The following is a 15,548-nucleotide window of genomic DNA, read 5'->3' as shown; positions in this document are numbered from 1 at the left end:
TTATTTATAGTTTTTTTATTTGAAGAAAGTCCAGCTCCACCGGCGTCTCGCGTCCGAAAATAGAAACCAGAACCTTTACCTTGCCTCTGGCTTCGTCAACTTCCGCCACCTTGCCCTCGTAATCTTTAAACGGCCCGTCATTGATTCTTACGGTATCGCCGGCCGCGACATCAATCATATATTTAGGCTCGCCGGCCTGCATTCGCTGAAAAAGAGTGTCAACTTCTTCACGTGAAAGCGGAGTGGGCGTTATGCCTGAACCAACGAAACCGGTAACGCGTGGAGTATTGCGAACTACATACCAAGAATCATCGGTGACAATCATTTCAACCAAAACATATCCCGGGTATATTTTTTCTTCTTCAATCCGCCTCTTTCCGCCTTTTATTTTTATTTTCTTTTCCTTGGGAACAAGGATGTTAAAAATTCTGTCTTCATAGCCAAGCGATTCCACGCGCTGTTTGAGATTTCGAGCTACGGCGTCTTCGTAGCCGGAATAAGTGTGCACCGCGTACCAATTTCTGCCGTATTCCCCAGTTTGTTTTGCCATATTTGCTTAAATTTTAGAATGATAACGAATAAAATTTAATTGCAAATATGAGCACCCCGCGCAAACTTTGCCGTTTTTAATCCCGCGGCGCGCGGGCACGAATAGCGCGTCCCTTAATGCGCGAAGCGCGCCGCCAACAAAAACAAGCCGTTTAAAAGTAAAAAAGTTTAAAAGTTTAATTTTTCGCAAAGTTTGTGTCAGGGTAGCCATATATTTGCTTAAATTTTAGAGTGATAACGAATAAAATTTATCCGCCTAGAGCACGAATTTTTCCAAAATATTTATAAAAATAAAATCCAAAAAACCCAAATAGGCGGCAATTCCGGCTGAGACGGCTATAACCAGCAAAGTGAAACGAATGGTCTCCCGACGGGTAGGCCAATTAACATTTTTTACCTCGAGTCTCGTGGATTTAAGATAATCAATAAGTCTTGCGAAAAAACCCATATTATTTTATACCGATGCGGATAAACTTCTTCTAAAAAACCCCCCGAGGGGGTTGTTATTTTGATTATACCAAATAACGCCTTGCGGTCAATAGCCGTCCATTTTAAAATTAGTTATCCCTTATGAAAGATAAAAACCAGAGAATAAAATATGGCTTTAAAAAAATTCTGACCGGTTCAGATTTGTCATTAAGAAAACTGGCCATTATGGAGATTGACAGCGGCATTGCCGGACCCACTGTTTGGATTACCGCGGCGGTCCACGGAGATGAAGTCGGAGGCGCGGCAGTCATTCACGAAGTCGTAAAAAGTGTCCGCCAAAAGCCCCTGCTGAAAGGAGCGCTCAAAGCAATGCCTATAATGAACCCCATAGGATTTGAAGCATCTACGCGCAACATATCGGTCATAGAAGAAGACCTGAACCGCTCATTTCCCGGAGATAAAAACGGGCGCCTTTCGGAGCGCATGGCCGAAACAATTTTTTCCACTATCACTTCAACAAAGCCGCAGCTTGTGCTGGATTTGCACAATGACTGGAATAAATCAGTGCCATATCTGCTTATTGACCCCTACCCGGGCAAAGAATTTAAAACGACTCACTACATCGCCAGACGCCTTGCTTTTACCAGCGGTTTTTTGATGATCCAGGAAGAAGACGAATCAGATTCATTCAAAACTCTTTCGGGCAGCATGATTAAAGCGGGCATTCCGGCTTTAACCCTTGAGCTCGGCGAATCTTACGTGGTAAACGAAAAAAATGTCCGCGACGGAGTTTCGGCGATATGGCGGATACTATCCGAATTAGAAATGGTCAAGCCCGATCCAGCTCTTGAATTATTTTTCAAACCGCCGAAAGAATTTTTGAACAAAGCGCTGTCATATTATGACGGACCAAAAAGCCAGACCAGCGGATTAGTCAGATATTTCACCAGGCCCGGCGAAATTATCAGAACCGGAGAAACGATAGCTAAAATTTACAATGTATTCGGCAAACTCCAGGAAACGGCGGTCGCCGAAAAAGACGGCATAGTTTTGGGCTACCCGGATACCGCGGTTTCTTTTCCCGGAGCGCCGCTTGCCGCCTTCGGAGTTTTATAACAAAACACCTCAAGGTGTTAAATATCCAGATTCTGAACGTACTTGGCCTGCGATTGAATAAAAGCTTTTCGCGGCTCAACTATTGATCCCATCAATATGTCAAAAGTTTTGTTTGCTTCCTCGGCATCCTCAATGGTCACGCGCTTAAGGGTTCTTATTTGCGGATCCATCGTGGTTTCCCAAAGCTGATCGGGATTCATCTCGCCGAGGCCTTTATAACGCTGTATGTTGGAATCTTCCATGCCTTTGTTTTTCAACAATTTTTCTTTTTCTTCTTCGGAATAAATATAGTTAACCTCGCGGCCTTTCTGAATACGATACAGGGGCGGCTGGGCTATATAGAGATAACCCTGTTCTATGACGGGTTTGAAATAGCGATAAAAAAGAGTAAGAAGAAGTGTTCTGATGTGCGCGCCGTCAACATCGGCATCGGTCATTAAAATTATTTTGTGGTAACGAAGGCGCGTTACATCCAGATCCTCTGCCACCGCGGCGCCCAAAGCTATCACCAAAGATTTAACCTCCTGATTGGCAAGCATTTTATCAAGGCGAGCGCGTTCAACGTTTAAAATTTTGCCCCTTAACGGCAAAATTGCCTGCGTCCTGCGGTCCCGTGCCGATTTCGCGCTTCCTCCGGCCGAATCGCCTTCCACCAAAAAAAGTTCGGACTCCTCGGCGTTTCTAGACTGGCAATCGGCAAGCTTCCCCGGAAGAGTCAGGCCGTCAAACGCCCCTTTTCGTAAAACCGTGTCTTTGGCCGCTTTAGCCGCTTTGCGGGCGCGCATGGCCAAAAGCACTTTTTCAATAATAGCCCGGGCGTCAGACGGATGTTCTTCCAAAAAATCGGAAAACGCTTTGCCAAAAACCGTTTCAACCGCGCTCCTGGCTTCCGGATTGCCGAGTTTGGCTTTGGTTTGCCCCTCAAACTGCGGCTCGCGGATTTTTACCGAAAGCACCGCGGTCAAGCCGTCGCGAACATCGTCGCCGGTAAGATTTTCATCATCGCTTTTAAGAAAATTGTTTTTACGGGCGTAATCGTTAAGGATTCGGGTTAAAGCGGTCCGGAAACCGGTCAAGTGCATTCCACCGTCGGGCGTATTGATATTATTGGCAAAACTTGACTCGCGCGATTGCAAATCATCAACAAACTGCAGAGCGACTTCCACCAAAATGCCTTCGCTGTCTTTGGAAACATAAAAAATATTCTGATGCTGGGGCGTAAAACCGCGATTAAGATGCAAAACATACGAACGAATGCCCCCTTCAAAATAAAAAGAATGCGAAAGATAGTTGTACTCTTCCTCGTTTCTATTATCCTCAACTGTTATTTTCAGGCCCGGGGTCAAATACGCTTGTTCGCGCATACGGTTTAAAACCTTCGGCCAATCGAATTTTATTTCTTTAAAAACTTCCGGATCGGGGTCAAAAGTTACTGCCGTGCCGGAACCGGAACATTTGCCGATTTTTTTAACGGCCGACTTCGGTTTGCCCCGAACATACTCCTGAACCCACAAATTACCGTCGCGGCAAATGCGCGCTTCAAGCCATTTGGAAAGCGCGTTCACCACCGAAACGCCGACGCCGTGCAAACCGCCTGAAATTTTATATGACTCTCCGCCGAATTTTCCGCCGGCATGAAGCGTGGTCATCACCGTTTCCAGCGCCGATTTTTTGGTTTGGGCGTGGCGTTCAACCGGAATGCCGCGGCCGTCGTCCACAACCCTGACTTTATTGCCCTGCAAAAGAGTTACAGAGATATTTTTGGCAAATCCCGCCATTGCTTCGTCCACGGAATTGTCCACCACTTCCCAGATTAAATGGTGCAGGCCGTCTACACCCGTAGAGCCAATATACATTCCCGGGCGCTTGCGCACAGGATCAAGTCCCTCCAAAACATAAATGTCTTTGGCGGTATATCCCTCATTCTTCTCCTTTTTAGGAGAGATTTTTTTGGCGCTTTTTTTGGGCATTTTACATCTTAATTATAGCAGATTTATTGCTTCAAAACAATGCAAACTGCCGTTTTCATTGTATTAAAAATCCCCGTGCCGAGGCCGAAGCCGGGGCGCGGGGAGAAAAACCGAAATGCTAATCGCGCAGAGCCGCGGGACTACTGTCGAGCCAGATGCTGTTGATCCAAATGTAACCCCAGCTCCACGTATCACCGTTCCAGTAGAGGCATCGGATGACATAGCAGCCGGGCAAGGAGTACTTCGTACCCCAAAAAGAGATGTTGCGCGTGTTGCCGCGCTCGTCCCTCTTCCACTCCTCGGGGATGAGGTAAGGGTGGGCGAAAAGGTAGTCAAGAACATTGGCGTTCAGGACCGGCTTGCCCTCAAGCTCCGCATGGAGCTCCTTCCCCTTAATGACTTTACCATTGAGTTGGGACTTAGACAGATAGAATCGCACCTTCTTGGGGTCCCACTTGAACAAACCACCGCCCTTCTGGTGCTTTTCCACTCTCCAGCCGTCGGGAACGAACGGGTCGGCGTCCAGATTGATGACATGTTCCGTCATCTTGATTTCCGCTTGGCCGTTGAGAACCGACCTGAAATCGCCGAGTTTCGGGTACTGGCCGAGCATGGTGACTTCTTCGGGAGTAAATCCCTTCGCCTGCAAGGCCTCCATCAACTGGTGTGTCTGGCCTTCGGAGTATCGAGACATGTCTCTCTCCTTTTGGGCACATGTGCCCATCGTGTGTTTTGCCAGAGGACCGCCCCAATGGCGGTCATAGCCAGAAAACGCCTGAAACAAGCGACTTTTGGCTATAACCGCCAGTAAAAATTTCTAAGAACTATAAAAGAATTATACATCCGCTAGCTAGGTTTGTCAAATAGTCCATTATTTTACTCAATCCAAATGGTCAGATAAATCTGCTATCGCTACAATATCTGACCATTTATAGAATTTTTTATAGAATTTAATAATAGAATTTAATTAAGTGATTCCATGCGCTCTCATCACCTCACCTCCGCCTCAAATTGCTCCGCCGTCTGGCGGTAGATAAAGTTCTTTCCAAAAATACAACGCCCTCGGGTCGCAAGCGACCCGAGGGGCTAAGGGTTTTAGAATCAGAGTGACCAAAGTTCAGACAGTCACAGCGACTCAGGAATTGCGGAAGAAGACACAGTCGCCGTCGGACCACCAGTTCGGGCTCAGGACCAAGCAGGCGTCCACGCGCCAGCCGTCGTGGCCGGCGAGCCAGCTCACGCGGACAGCGCGGAGGACGCCGGGGATGTCGCGAACGCAAAAGGTGTTCGCGCGACCGTTGGTCAGAAGCTTACCTGCCTCGCCGTTCGGCTGACGCTCCATAAGAGCGTAGACCTGGGCGAGGCTCGTTTCCTCGAACTCGGTACCAATCTCTTCACGGATGTCGCGGTCGAACGCGTCACGAGTGAGTCTGGCGCAGCGAAGGATCGCCTCCTGAACCGGCTCCTCTGTCTTGCCCAGAAACCAGCACTTGAAATCCGAGCCCAGCCATCCGATTTTCACCCTTGCTCTCTTGCTCGTGTCCACCACAAACTTCTCGCTAGCGACGAATCTCTCGGCGATTGCGGGAACCGTGACGGTGCCGAACGGCTCAAGAAGCGGGGGTGTAAGGGGCGGGAGACCAAGAAAGCACCTATGGCTCTCGCGGTGTACTCCCTCCAAGTCGTCCACCGCGAGAAGGTCCGTGAAAGCCCCGGAGCCAAAGAGCTGTTCCTGCACCCATTTGGCTGACCTTCCGCTTTGTGATACGAGTTCCAACAGCTTCCTTCCTTGATCCAGGGTCGGTTTCATAACCGAGTCCTCCTCTCCGCCCTACGGCGGGATTTTGGCGTCGTCCTTGCCCCGCCCTATGCGGGGTCAGACGGACCATAAATGTTTAAGAACTACCTTTGCATTATACTCCAGCAACATGCTTTGTCAACCCACACACCCACTTTGCCATAGCGCAAGGCGCAAATTAAAAATGGCAAAGTGGGTGTGTGGGTCAACCCCGTCGCAATGGTTCAATAGCTTAACCCAAACGGCTCAACGGGACTTGCCGTTGAGCCGTTTAAATCAAATCTAAAACACCCAACATCACCTCACCTCCGCCTCAAATTGCTCCGCCGTTTGGCGATAAATTTCCGCTTGGATTTTATCAACTTCTTCCGAAACCAAAGTCCGGTCGGGTGCTCTATAAATTATGCGGTAGGTGTAACTGGTTTTGCCCGCGCCGAATTTTTCGGAATTTTCATATTTATCAATCAGCTTAACTTCTTCCACCAAATCGCCGCCCAAATCGCGGATTAAATCAAAATAATTATTGGGCACGAAATCGCTTGAAACCACAAAAGAAATGTCGCGCGTAATCGGCGGATATTTTGAAACCGGAACGAATTTTCGGCCAAGTTTAAGCTGACGCCGAACCCTTATGTCCTTGGACCACAAAAGCCGAATATCCGGCAAATCCATACTGATAATCGCGAGCCGTTCAAGCCCGAAACCGAAAGCCCAGCCGTTATATTCTTCGGGATCAACTCCGAGATTTTTTAAAACAACTTCTCTGACAACTCCCGCGCCCAAAACTTCAACCCAACGACCGCCAACCTCTATTTCCATCTCTATTGACGGGCTGGTGTAAGGAAAATCATCTTTATTAAAGCGGTATTTTATGCGCGCGCCAAAAATGGTTTTGGCTATTTCAACCAAGACCTCTTTTAAATCATCAGCCGTTATTGTTTTTTCTTTTTTTGGGGTCAAGTACCAGCCATCCATCTGATGAAAAACATTCATATGGTTTCGGTCTATTTCGTCTTTTCTGTACACTTTTCCGTAAGAAAGCGCGCCGACGGATTTTTGCCCAGCGATTTGCGCTTTAACTTTTTCGTTATTAAGCCAGTAATACCACATTATAGTGGTATGGGTTCTTAAAATATGATTATCGTCAATAAAATAAGTGTCGGAGCGTTTCCGCGCCGGATGGTCTTCAGGAAAATTAAATAAATCAAAACTGATGTCGGCAGGAACTATTTCCGGAACTTTGATATCGTCAAAATCAGATAAACGTTTAATTTTTAAAATTCGGCTAACAAGTTCCTTGAGAGGGCTGTCCGCCTCGCGCGACAAATCGGGCATATTAAGATAGCGTAAAAGCCGTTCGGCCTCAAAATCATCTCTACGCTCAAGATTTTTAATTATCTCTGTTTCTTCCAATGATTTAGTTTCAATGTTTTTTTCCGGCACAATGGATAAATTATATCAAAATTCCAGATCAAAATACAAAACCCCCGACCTTCAGGGGGGGGGTTTGGTTTTTTTTGAATTTCGGATTTATATTTGTGATTGATAATCAACTCGCGACCCCACTGAAGGATCGCCCAAAAGCACCTTGCGGAGGTTGCCCTTGTCAAAAATCCTGAAAACAACAATGGGAATACGGTTGTCCTTGACCATTGAAGCGGCGGTTGAATCCATTATCTTTAGGCCCCATTGAAGCATTTGTTCCGAAGTCAATGTTCGTAAAAATTCCGCTCCTTGTTCCTGCGGGTCTTTGGAATAAACACCTTCTACTTTAGTCGCTTTCAAAATAACGTCGGCTCTTAACTCGCATGCGCGGAGCACCGCAGCCGTATCGGTGGAAACAAATGGGTTGCCGGTGCCGGCGGCCAAAATAACTATTTCTCTTTTTCTAAGATGGTGCCTTACTTTTTGAGAAACATAGTACTCGCCAAAATCTGGCATTTGCTGGGCAATAGCGACGCGAACAGGCAAACCGAGCTTTTCCAATCCATCTTGAAGGCAAAGGGCATTGGCAACCGTAAGCAGCATTCCCATTTTATCCGCGGTTTCGCGGACAATGCCTGTCTTGGCCAACTCTTCGCCGCGAACAAGGTTGCCTCCACCCATCACTATGGCAAGTTCCACTCCAAGTTCATAGGCCTCTTTGATTTCATGCGCAACGAAAGAGACGTGAGAAGCGTTAATTCCATTGGCGCCTTCCCCGCTTAATGTCTCGCCGGAAATTTTCAAAATAGCTCTTGTGTAAATCGATCTGGTCAATTCGCCTAACGGCTCTCCTTCTTCGTCATGCATTCTAACAGCGCGATCGGGCATGCCCTTACCTCCAAAATATGGTTCAAAGGATTCTCAAAAATACTAGATAAATCCAGACCGGAAGTCAAGAGAGATGAATCAATGAGTGAAATATTCTAAAGCGCGGGTGACCGGATTTGGACCGGCGATCTCTGCCGTGACAGGGCAGCGCTTTAAACCGCTAAGCTACACCCGCATAATTTTCTTTTTAAAAATTTAGCATAAATCGGGGGCTATAACAAGCGCTAAAAAGTTTTCTTGCGAGGCGGCTTTGATATTTGATAAACCATTGACCTGCCGTCTCTGGTTTTTAAATATGGTTTAAGAAGAAAAAGAGAAGATGCTGAAATCAAGCTCAAAACGCCGCCGAGAACAAAAACCGAATTAAATCCAAAATTTTTAACCAGAATTCCGGCAAGGGCCCCGGCTCCGGCCGCGGTTATTCCGACTCCGACACTGCGCAGGGTCCATTCCATGTTTTCGCGAGCGCGATCAAGGTGCCGAGAAAAAATGGATAGATACGAAGGCACTCCGAGAGCATCGGCAATGCCCAAAATTCCTTCAAGAAGATAAATGTGCCAAACGTTTCTGGCAAAAATATATCCGAAGGCGACTCCGGCGGCGATAAAATAGCCGAGTATCAGCGCGTGATATTCATCAACCTCCCCTTCTTTTTTGTCCAAATATCGGGCAATCGGAATCTGAACGATTGACTTTACAATCCAATAAATAGCGGTGTAAAACCCAACCGTGGTTATGGTCGCGCCTTCAATCTGGTCGGTTACGAAAATGGCGAAAAGCGGGATGATGAAACTGTAAGCCGAAACAATCAGAATGTCGGCCGAGGTCAAAATATATATGGCGCGGCTGATCGTTGAAGACATTTTTTAATTATACCATTTCAGCCGGCGAGAAAAAGGTCAAAAAATCGCGGGGCCTAAAAATTCGAGATGGCGCCCCCATTTTGACGCACTTTCTCATAAAGCACGATTCCGGCGCTAACTCCGACATTAAGAGAATCAATGCCCTTACGCATGGGAATGGATATTTTTTTATCGCATCTGCTTGAAACTCCTTCCGATAAGCCCTCTCCTTCCGCTCCCAGCACAAACGCGACCGGCCCCAAAAAATTTTCGCCGTAATACGCCCCGCCCCCTGTTTGAACGCAGAATGTTTTAATGCCATTTTTCCGCAGTTCTTTCAAAGCTTCAAAAATGTTCATTTTAATAAGCGGAATTCTCGCGATCGCGCCCATGGAAAAATGAGTCGTTTCCTCGTTAAAAAATCTGTCCTCGTCTCCCTGAAAAATCAAACCGTTCACGCCGGACGCGAAAGCCGTTCGGGCAATCACCCCGATATTGCTCTCAAAATCAACCCTGTTAACAAGAAGAAAAAAGGGGTCTTGGTTCTTTTTGTAAATCTCGTCTAGAAGATCGCCGAGCGTCCGGATATTTTCCGGCACAAGAAAACCGACCAGAACTTCTCTGGTTTGCCCGCTTCTTCTTTTAGCCATTTTCCCGATGGGAGCCGTCACAATCCGTATTCCCCTGCTCTTTGCGAGAGTAATAATTTCTTTTGTCAGATTATCCTGCTCCAGATCATTGACTATTGAAATTTTATCAAAATTGGCGCCGCTTCGCAGAAGCTCCATCATCGCGTTTTTATTTCTAACTTTCAGTATTTTCATAAGTACCAGCGAGAGGAGTCGAACCTCTATTTAAGGCTTATGAGTCCCTCGTTCTAACCGTTGAACTACGCTGGCCCAACTTCGCTCTGGTTTACCACCAGAGCTTCGATGGACAAGGCGACTTTTCATATTTTACCCTTAAAATTTGCAAAAATCAAAGGGGGTTGTAAAATAATATCGCGGGGTGGAGCAGTCCGGTAGCTCGTCGGGCTCATAACCCGAAGGTCGCAGGTTCAAATCCTGCCCCCGCGACATAGTGAAATTTTTTACTTATGCGCCTCAAGAAGACGGCCGGCTTCAAAGAGGGTCTTTTCTTCAAACCACGGCGCTATGAGTTGTATTCCGACCGGCAATTTAACACCGTCGCGGGTAGCCGAGCCGAAAGGTAAAGACATTGCCGGAAGGCCGGCGAGATTGGCCGGCACCAAAAAAATATCTTCAAGATACATTGAAAGAGGATTATTGATTTTCTCTCCGATTTTAAAAGCGGGGTTCGGAGAAGCGGGCGCTAGCAGAACATCCACATCGCCGAATACTTTTTCAAAATCCTTTTTAATGAGCGCGCGCACTTTAGATGCGCGCGCGTAATAAGCGTCGTAATATCCGGCCGATAAAACATAGGTTCCCAAAATTATCCTGCGCCTGGTTTCCGGGCCGAAACCGGCCGAGCGCGTTTCCATATATTCGGAAAGTAAATTTTTTCCGGATTTATGAAGGCCGTAACGCAGGCCGTCAAAACGAGACATATTCGCCGAAACCTCCGCCGGAACAACGATGTAATAAACGGCCAGAGCGTAAGGAGCATGGGGCAAGGAAACCTCTTTAACTTCGTGTCCGAGCCCCCGAAATGTCTCGGCCGCACGATTCACAATCTCCAAAACATCTTTATCAATCCCTCCACTATAAAACTCCTTCGGTATTCCTATTTTCAACTTTTGGATGTTGGATGTTGTCCCGAACTTATCGAGGACTCTCGATGAAGTCGGAGGATGTTGGATGTTGGATTCAACACTAGTTGAATCTTTAGGATCTTTGCCTTTGATAATATCAAAAATAAGTTCCGCATCCTCAACAGTTTTCGTAATCGGCCCGATTTGGTCTAAAGACGAAGCCATGGCGATAAGTCCCGAGCGGGAAACAGCGCCGTAAGTCGGCTTAAGTCCGACGACCCCGCAAAATCCCGCCGGCTGTCTGATGGAGCCGCCGGTGTCCGAACCCAGAGCGGCTAAAGCCATATTCGCGCTAACCGCCGCGGCCGAACCGCCCGAAGAACCTCCGGGAACGCGCGTCTCGTCATAAGGATTTTTAGTCGCGCCGAACGCCGAATTTTCGGTGGATGAACCCATCGCAAATTCATCCATATTGGTACGGCCTAAAAAAATCGCGCCGGCCTTACGCAGTTTTTTAATGACAAAAGCGTCATAAGAAGCCCTGTAATTTTCAAGCATGCGGGAAGCCGCCGAGCAAATTTTGCCCTGAATTAAAATGTTGTCTTTAATCGCGAACGGAATACCCTCAAGCGCCCTCGGCTCCTCGCCTCTTTTTAAATGTTCATCAATTTTTTCGGCTTCATCAAAAACATCATTAAAGGTCTCAAGATACGCGTTTAAATTTTTATTTTTTGATTTAATTTCTTCGGAATAAATCGTAACCAGTTCCCTAGAGGAAATTTCTCCTTTATGCAAAAGGTTTTTGACTTTGGAAACTGTCAAGTAGATGAATCAAAAATTTCTTTCGGCCGGATGTCCTCTCTGAAATCATTAACATGAAAAACATGGCTTGTTTCGGCAACGCCCGAAACATTAACTTCTTTAAGCTTATCTATGTAACCCAGAATTGACTCAAGTTCTCGGCTTAATTCTTTTTCCTCTTTGGCGGAAAGTTTCAATCTTGAGAGTTCCGCCGCTTTTTTCACATCTTTTGGAGAAATCATTTTATCTATATTTAACCACAAAACTAATTTTCGTTGGCTTGCGGAAAAACTTTAAAAATTAAAGAGTTTTGAAACGAAAAATAGCGAGTAGGAAATTCCTGAGCGTAGCGAAGGAGGAACGATGGAGCGTTATTTTTCGTGAACAAAACGACTATAATTTTCAAGTTTTGAAGCGCTGTCATAAGAAAATTAGTTTTGTGGTTATCTTAACATTTTTAAAAATTCTTTTTCATCAATAATTTTAACTCCCAATTTTTTGGCTTTTTCGTATTTTGAGCCCGGATCGGAGCCGGCGACCACGAAATCGGTTTTTGACGAAACCGCTTCGGAAACATTGCCGGCAAGAGCGCGGATTTTGGATTTGGCCTCATCTCTGGACAGCGACCGCAAACTTCCGGTCAAAACAAAGGTCTTGGCAAAAAGCCGACCCTTGGTTTTTCCCCTCGCATTTTCAACTTTAACATATTTTAAAAGTTTTTTTAAAAATTCTTTGTTATGCGCGTCCCGAAACCAATTATGAATGCTTTCGGCCACAATCCCGCCCACATTCGGTATTGCTTCCAAATCATCTCTTGAAGCGTTTTGCAGGGCTTTAAGAGACGCGAATCGCTCGGCCAAATCCAGAGCCGTTTCTTCCCCGACATGAAGAATGCCCAGCCCCAAAATAAATCTAACCAAACCTATGGCGCGCCTGGATTGTATGGCTTTTATGATATTTTCGGCTGATTTTTCTCCGAATCTTTCAAGCGGCCGTATACCGCCTTCTTTCAACGCGAAAAGGTCGGCCGCGTCTTGAATCAGGCCGTTATCCAAAAAGGCGTCTATTATTTTGGGGCCCAGGCCGTCAATGTCAAAAGCTCCGCGCGAAGCAAAGTGATACAGCGACTCGCGGTGACGGGCGGAACATTTCGGATTAATACATCTTAAAATTACCCCTTCCCGCTTTAATTCTTCCCCGCAAACCGGACATTTTTTGGGCATACGGAATTCTTCCGTGTTTCTCGGCCTTAATTCTTTAAGAACTTTTTTAATATCCGGAATGACGTCGCCGGCGCGCCCGACAATAACAGTGTCGCCTATCCTCGTATCAAGCCTTTTAATTTCATCTTCATTATGCAGAGTCGCGCGGCTCACGGTTACCCCGCCTATTTGAACGGGCCTCAATACCGCGACCGGCGTAATGGCGCCGGTGCGCCCCACCTGCACTATTATGTCTTCAATAACGGTCGTTGATTCATGCGGAGTAAATTTAAAAGCAATGGCTCCGCGCGGAGTTTTGCCGACAACGCCCAAACGCCCGAATAAATCATTGTCGTCAACGCTAACGACTATTCCGTCTGTTTCATATTCAAAACGGCTCCGTTCGCTTTCTATTTTTTCGCGATATGAAAAAAGGGATTTCAAATCATGAAAAATTTTCGCTTTTTCGTCAGTTTTAAAACCGAGGGCCGACAATATTTCGTGTTCCTCGGAATGCAGAACCTGCCCGAAATCGGCAATCAGGTCGTAGGCGTGAAAATCCAGCCGGCGCGATTTGGTAATTGCCGAATCAAGCTGGCGGATTGAACCTGCCGCCAGATTTCTGGGATTGGCAAAAATTTGCTTGCCGGCCTTTTTTTGTTCGGCATTAACCTTGGCGAAATTTTTTTTGGTTATTATAATCTCGCCCCTCGCCTCTATAACTCCCTTTTTAATTATTTTTTCGGCTTCTTTACGGACGGCTTCGGAAACCTTGCCGCGAATTTCCAAACGCAGAGGTATGGCTTCAACCGTTCTGGCATTTTGAGTGACGTCTTCTCCGATTCTGCCGTCTCCGCGGGTTAAAGCCCTGTCCAAAACCCCGTCTATGTAAATCAAACTCATGGCTAAACCGTCAAACTTAAGTTCGGCAAAAAGAGCGGCACTCCCGGCGTCCCGTACAACTTTAGAATTGCGGGAAATCCAGTCCGTTATTTCTTCGGGCAAAAAAGCGTCTTCAAGCGAAAGCATCGGGACATTGTGCCTGACCTTTTTAAACTCTTTCAGGGCTTTTCCTCCCACTCTCTGCGTCGGCGAATCCGGAGTAATCAAATCCGGAAACCGGTCTTCCAGCTTCTTCAATTCGTGTTTTAAAGAATCAAGGGCCTCATCTGAAATTTCCTGCCGGTCCAAAACATGATAAAGATACCTGTGGTGATTTATCACCTTCCTCAATTTTTCTATCTGCTTCTGAGCTTCTATCTTATCCATTATTCTTTATTCTACTATAACCGCCGCAAAATTCATCCCGTTAGAAAGCCCTTTGTCCAACTTTCTTTAACATATTTTTATTTAGAAATATTATTTAATGTCTTTCTAACGGGATTCATTTTTTCCGGCTTATTTTGCGAATCCGGAAATTCATTTTAGGGTACGTTTGAATTTCCAGCGAAATTCAAACTCTAGTCCTGGGCGCTTTGTCCCGCAGCCGCGGGACGCCCTGCAAAGCGCCTGCGGAGCCCCTAAAATAAATCTTCCGGATTCGCTACAGTAAACTCGTCCTCAAGCGTCGCAAAATTGATTTTCGTTGGCTTGCGAAGGGACTTTGAAAATTAAAGAGTCTTGAAGCGAAAAATAGCGAGTAGGAAATTCTTGAGCGTAGCGAAGGAGGAACGATGGAGCGTTATTTTTCGCGAACAAAACGACTATAATTTTCAAGACCCGGAGCACCGTCATAAGAAAACAATTTTGCGACGCTTTGAGGATCTTGCGAGTTAAGAAAAAATGAATTTTGCGGCGTCTTTCAATAACGCACCTCCAACCCTCTTTCAACTTTCCTCCCGTTACAGGGACTATGGCCTATTGAAGTAATAATCGTCTCGGACGGAGATGATTTATCAACAACCACGCTGACGCAGGAACCGTTGGAAAAATTCAAATCAAACGAGCTTGTCGGCGCTCCTCCTACCGGACGACTTTCTCCAGCGCAAGTTATCGTGGAAGGACTTGAAGTTGAAAAACTGCCGGATGACCTATCCCAATAAACGGCGCACTCGGCTCCGGAGTCAGCGGCGAAAAAAGCGCTCTGCGAATCTCGGCCGGTTCCGGAAAGCTGAATCTGGCCGATAATCAGATTGGACAAACCCAGACTTAAAGCCAAAAAAGCCGAAACAAAAAGAACGGCGAGAAGCAGCGTAAACCCGCCGTTAATTGAAAATCGAAGATTGGAGATTGAAAACTTTTTCATCATGGCGCTAATTTTCTCTGAGAAACGGATGTTTGTAAGCTAAATTCGCTGACATTCGCGCCAACCCGCTTGGACGCTTTAACGGTTATAGTAACCCTCGGCTGTAAATTATCGCCTGATGGCGAACCGACAACGTAAAACTTTAAATCGTCAACGGTGATATCTCCCGAACTAAGGGACTGAAAGACAACGCCGCCATCGGATGATTTTTGAATCTTTGAATCAATATTTCTGTATATAACAGTTTGCCCGAGGGCGTTTTGAAAGGTCAAAGATGACTCACCCGACAGACAATCCGCAGGATCAACGCCGCCGCCCAAACCGCAATGATAAAATTCGCCGGTGCGAATTTCTTTGGCCATAATTTCCAAAGCGAAACGCAAATTATTTTGCAGATTAACCGACGATTGAATTTTTTTCTCAGCATTTTGCAAACTCAAAAATGAAGACACAGCAAGCAAAACCGCTACGGAGAAAACGCCGATAGCCACCACCATTTCCAATAACGTAAACCCCGTTATTTTTTTATTCGTATCGTTCGTGCGCATTCGTATATTCGTATCGCGTTA

16 protein-coding genes and 3 tRNA genes are annotated in these 15,548 nt (G+C 46.3%); 2 read left to right on the top strand and 17 right to left on the bottom strand.

Features of this window, described 5'->3' with window-relative positions; translation table 11 throughout:
- Positions 1-4 precede the first annotated feature (4 nt).
- The 3 genes from nusG to secE are packed head-to-tail and all read right to left on the bottom strand — an operon-like array spanning position 5 to position 997.
- The gene (gene nusG, locus HYY55_04380; GenBank protein QQG46162.1) at positions 5-550 is read right to left on the bottom strand and encodes a transcription termination/antitermination factor NusG; all 546 of its coding nucleotides are present in this window, start codon (positions 548-550) and stop codon (positions 5-7) included.
- Positions 551-556: 6 nt separating this feature from the next.
- Complete coding sequence (locus tag HYY55_04375) at positions 557-760, bottom strand: hypothetical protein (protein QQG46161.1); 204 nt, start codon at positions 758-760, stop codon at positions 557-559.
- Between the two features lie 45 nt (positions 761-805).
- On the bottom strand, positions 806-997 hold the full coding sequence (gene secE, locus HYY55_04370) for a preprotein translocase subunit SecE (GenBank protein ID QQG46160.1): 192 nt from the start codon (positions 995-997) through the stop codon (positions 806-808).
- A 122-nt stretch (positions 998-1,119) separates the two neighbouring features.
- Between secE and HYY55_04365 the strand changes: the two genes are divergently transcribed.
- Entirely contained in the window at positions 1,120-2,094 is a 975-nt protein-coding gene (locus HYY55_04365; protein QQG46159.1) for a succinylglutamate desuccinylase/aspartoacylase family protein, read from the top strand.
- Between the two features lie 17 nt (positions 2,095-2,111).
- Here the strand turns inward: HYY55_04365 and gyrB are convergent, their stop codons facing one another.
- The 9 genes from gyrB to HYY55_04320 form a co-directional block, all read right to left on the bottom strand.
- Positions 2,112-4,064, bottom strand: coding sequence for a DNA topoisomerase (ATP-hydrolyzing) subunit B (gene gyrB, locus HYY55_04360; protein ID QQG46158.1), 1,953 nt, complete (start codon positions 4,062-4,064; stop codon positions 2,112-2,114).
- A gap of 118 nt (positions 4,065-4,182) precedes the next feature.
- The gene (locus tag HYY55_04355; GenBank protein QQG46157.1) at positions 4,183-4,758 is read right to left on the bottom strand and encodes a hypothetical protein; all 576 of its coding nucleotides are present in this window, start codon (positions 4,756-4,758) and stop codon (positions 4,183-4,185) included.
- A gap of 441 nt (positions 4,759-5,199) precedes the next feature.
- Positions 5,200-5,874, bottom strand: coding sequence for a hypothetical protein (locus HYY55_04350; protein QQG46156.1), 675 nt, complete (start codon positions 5,872-5,874; stop codon positions 5,200-5,202).
- A 285-nt stretch (positions 5,875-6,159) separates the two neighbouring features.
- Positions 6,160-7,305, bottom strand: coding sequence for a hypothetical protein (locus tag HYY55_04345; GenBank protein QQG46155.1), 1,146 nt, complete (start codon positions 7,303-7,305; stop codon positions 6,160-6,162).
- Between the two features lie 87 nt (positions 7,306-7,392).
- A complete protein-coding gene (gene pyrH / locus HYY55_04340; protein QQG46658.1) occupies positions 7,393-8,154 on the bottom strand; it encodes a UMP kinase in 762 nt (253 codons plus the stop codon).
- 122 nt (positions 8,155-8,276) lie between these two features.
- Positions 8,277-8,350 (bottom strand) — tRNA-Asp (locus HYY55_04335).
- Between the two features lie 49 nt (positions 8,351-8,399).
- Positions 8,400-9,038, bottom strand: coding sequence for an MFS transporter (locus HYY55_04330; GenBank protein ID QQG46154.1), 639 nt, complete (start codon positions 9,036-9,038; stop codon positions 8,400-8,402).
- A 53-nt stretch (positions 9,039-9,091) separates the two neighbouring features.
- Entirely contained in the window at positions 9,092-9,841 is a 750-nt protein-coding gene (locus tag HYY55_04325) for an RNA methyltransferase (protein ID QQG46153.1), read from the bottom strand.
- A 3-nt stretch (positions 9,842-9,844) separates the two neighbouring features.
- Positions 9,845-9,916 (bottom strand) — tRNA-Met (locus HYY55_04320).
- Between the two features lie 103 nt (positions 9,917-10,019).
- Between HYY55_04320 and HYY55_04315 the strand changes: the two genes are divergently transcribed.
- Positions 10,020-10,093: transfer RNA gene (locus HYY55_04315), tRNA-Met, on the top strand.
- Positions 10,094-10,107: 14 nt separating this feature from the next.
- Here HYY55_04315 and gatA read toward each other — a convergent pair.
- From gatA to HYY55_04290, 5 genes are all read right to left on the bottom strand, one after another.
- The gene (gatA, locus tag HYY55_04310) at positions 10,108-11,559 is read right to left on the bottom strand and encodes an Asp-tRNA(Asn)/Glu-tRNA(Gln) amidotransferase subunit GatA (GenBank protein ID QQG46657.1); all 1,452 of its coding nucleotides are present in this window, start codon (positions 11,557-11,559) and stop codon (positions 10,108-10,110) included.
- A complete protein-coding gene (gatC, locus tag HYY55_04305) occupies positions 11,550-11,774 on the bottom strand; it encodes an Asp-tRNA(Asn)/Glu-tRNA(Gln) amidotransferase subunit GatC (GenBank protein QQG46152.1) in 225 nt (74 codons plus the stop codon). Before gatC ends, gatA begins: the two co-directional genes overlap by 10 nt.
- A 201-nt stretch (positions 11,775-11,975) precedes the next feature.
- On the bottom strand, positions 11,976-14,003 hold the full coding sequence (gene ligA, locus HYY55_04300; GenBank protein ID QQG46151.1) for an NAD-dependent DNA ligase LigA: 2,028 nt from the start codon (positions 14,001-14,003) through the stop codon (positions 11,976-11,978).
- Positions 14,004-14,535: 532 nt separating this feature from the next.
- Entirely contained in the window at positions 14,536-14,982 is a 447-nt protein-coding gene (locus tag HYY55_04295; GenBank protein QQG46150.1) for a pilus assembly PilX N-terminal domain-containing protein, read from the bottom strand.
- Complete coding sequence (locus HYY55_04290; GenBank protein QQG46149.1) at positions 14,979-15,527, bottom strand: prepilin-type N-terminal cleavage/methylation domain-containing protein; 549 nt, start codon at positions 15,525-15,527, stop codon at positions 14,979-14,981. The genes HYY55_04295 and HYY55_04290 overlap by 4 nt, the downstream gene beginning before the upstream one ends.
- Positions 15,528-15,548 lie beyond the last annotated feature (21 nt).

Source organism: Candidatus Niyogibacteria bacterium, assembly GCA_016432485.1.
Lineage (GTDB): Bacteria > Patescibacteriota > Minisyncoccia > HO2-45-28 > HO2-45-28 > HO2-45-28.
The sequence above is the reverse complement of the archived record's forward strand: the minus strand, read 5'-3'. Positions and strand labels throughout refer to the sequence as shown.

Bases quoted from the DNA above. Each gene is read 5' to 3' on its own strand.
- nusG (QQG46162.1), bottom strand. From the start codon at position 550: ATGGCAAAACAAACTGGGGAATACGGCAGAAATTGGTACGCGGTGCAC.
- HYY55_04375 (QQG46161.1), bottom strand. From the start codon at position 760: ATGGCTACCCTGACACAAACTTTGCGAAAAATTAAACTTTTAAACTTT.
- secE (QQG46160.1), bottom strand. From the start codon at position 997: ATGGGTTTTTTCGCAAGACTTATTGATTATCTTAAATCCACGAGACTC.
- HYY55_04365 (QQG46159.1), top strand. From the start codon at position 1,120: ATGAAAGATAAAAACCAGAGAATAAAATATGGCTTTAAAAAAATTCTG.
- gyrB (QQG46158.1), bottom strand. From the start codon at position 4,064: ATGCCCAAAAAAAGCGCCAAAAAAATCTCTCCTAAAAAGGAGAAGAAT.
- HYY55_04355 (QQG46157.1), bottom strand. From the start codon at position 4,758: ATGTCTCGATACTCCGAAGGCCAGACACACCAGTTGATGGAGGCCTTG.
- HYY55_04350 (QQG46156.1), bottom strand. From the start codon at position 5,874: ATGAAACCGACCCTGGATCAAGGAAGGAAGCTGTTGGAACTCGTATCA.
- pyrH (QQG46658.1), bottom strand. From the start codon at position 8,154: ATGCATGACGAAGAAGGAGAGCCGTTAGGCGAATTGACCAGATCGATT.
- HYY55_04330 (QQG46154.1), bottom strand. From the start codon at position 9,038: ATGTCTTCAACGATCAGCCGCGCCATATATATTTTGACCTCGGCCGAC.
- HYY55_04325 (QQG46153.1), bottom strand. From the start codon at position 9,841: ATGAAAATACTGAAAGTTAGAAATAAAAACGCGATGATGGAGCTTCTG.
- gatC (QQG46152.1), bottom strand. From the start codon at position 11,774: ATGATTTCTCCAAAAGATGTGAAAAAAGCGGCGGAACTCTCAAGATTG.
- ligA (QQG46151.1), bottom strand. From the start codon at position 14,003: ATGGATAAGATAGAAGCTCAGAAGCAGATAGAAAAATTGAGGAAGGTG.
- HYY55_04295 (QQG46150.1), bottom strand. From the start codon at position 14,982: ATGATGAAAAAGTTTTCAATCTCCAATCTTCGATTTTCAATTAACGGC.
- HYY55_04290 (QQG46149.1), bottom strand. From the start codon at position 15,527: ATGCGCACGAACGATACGAATAAAAAAATAACGGGGTTTACGTTATTG.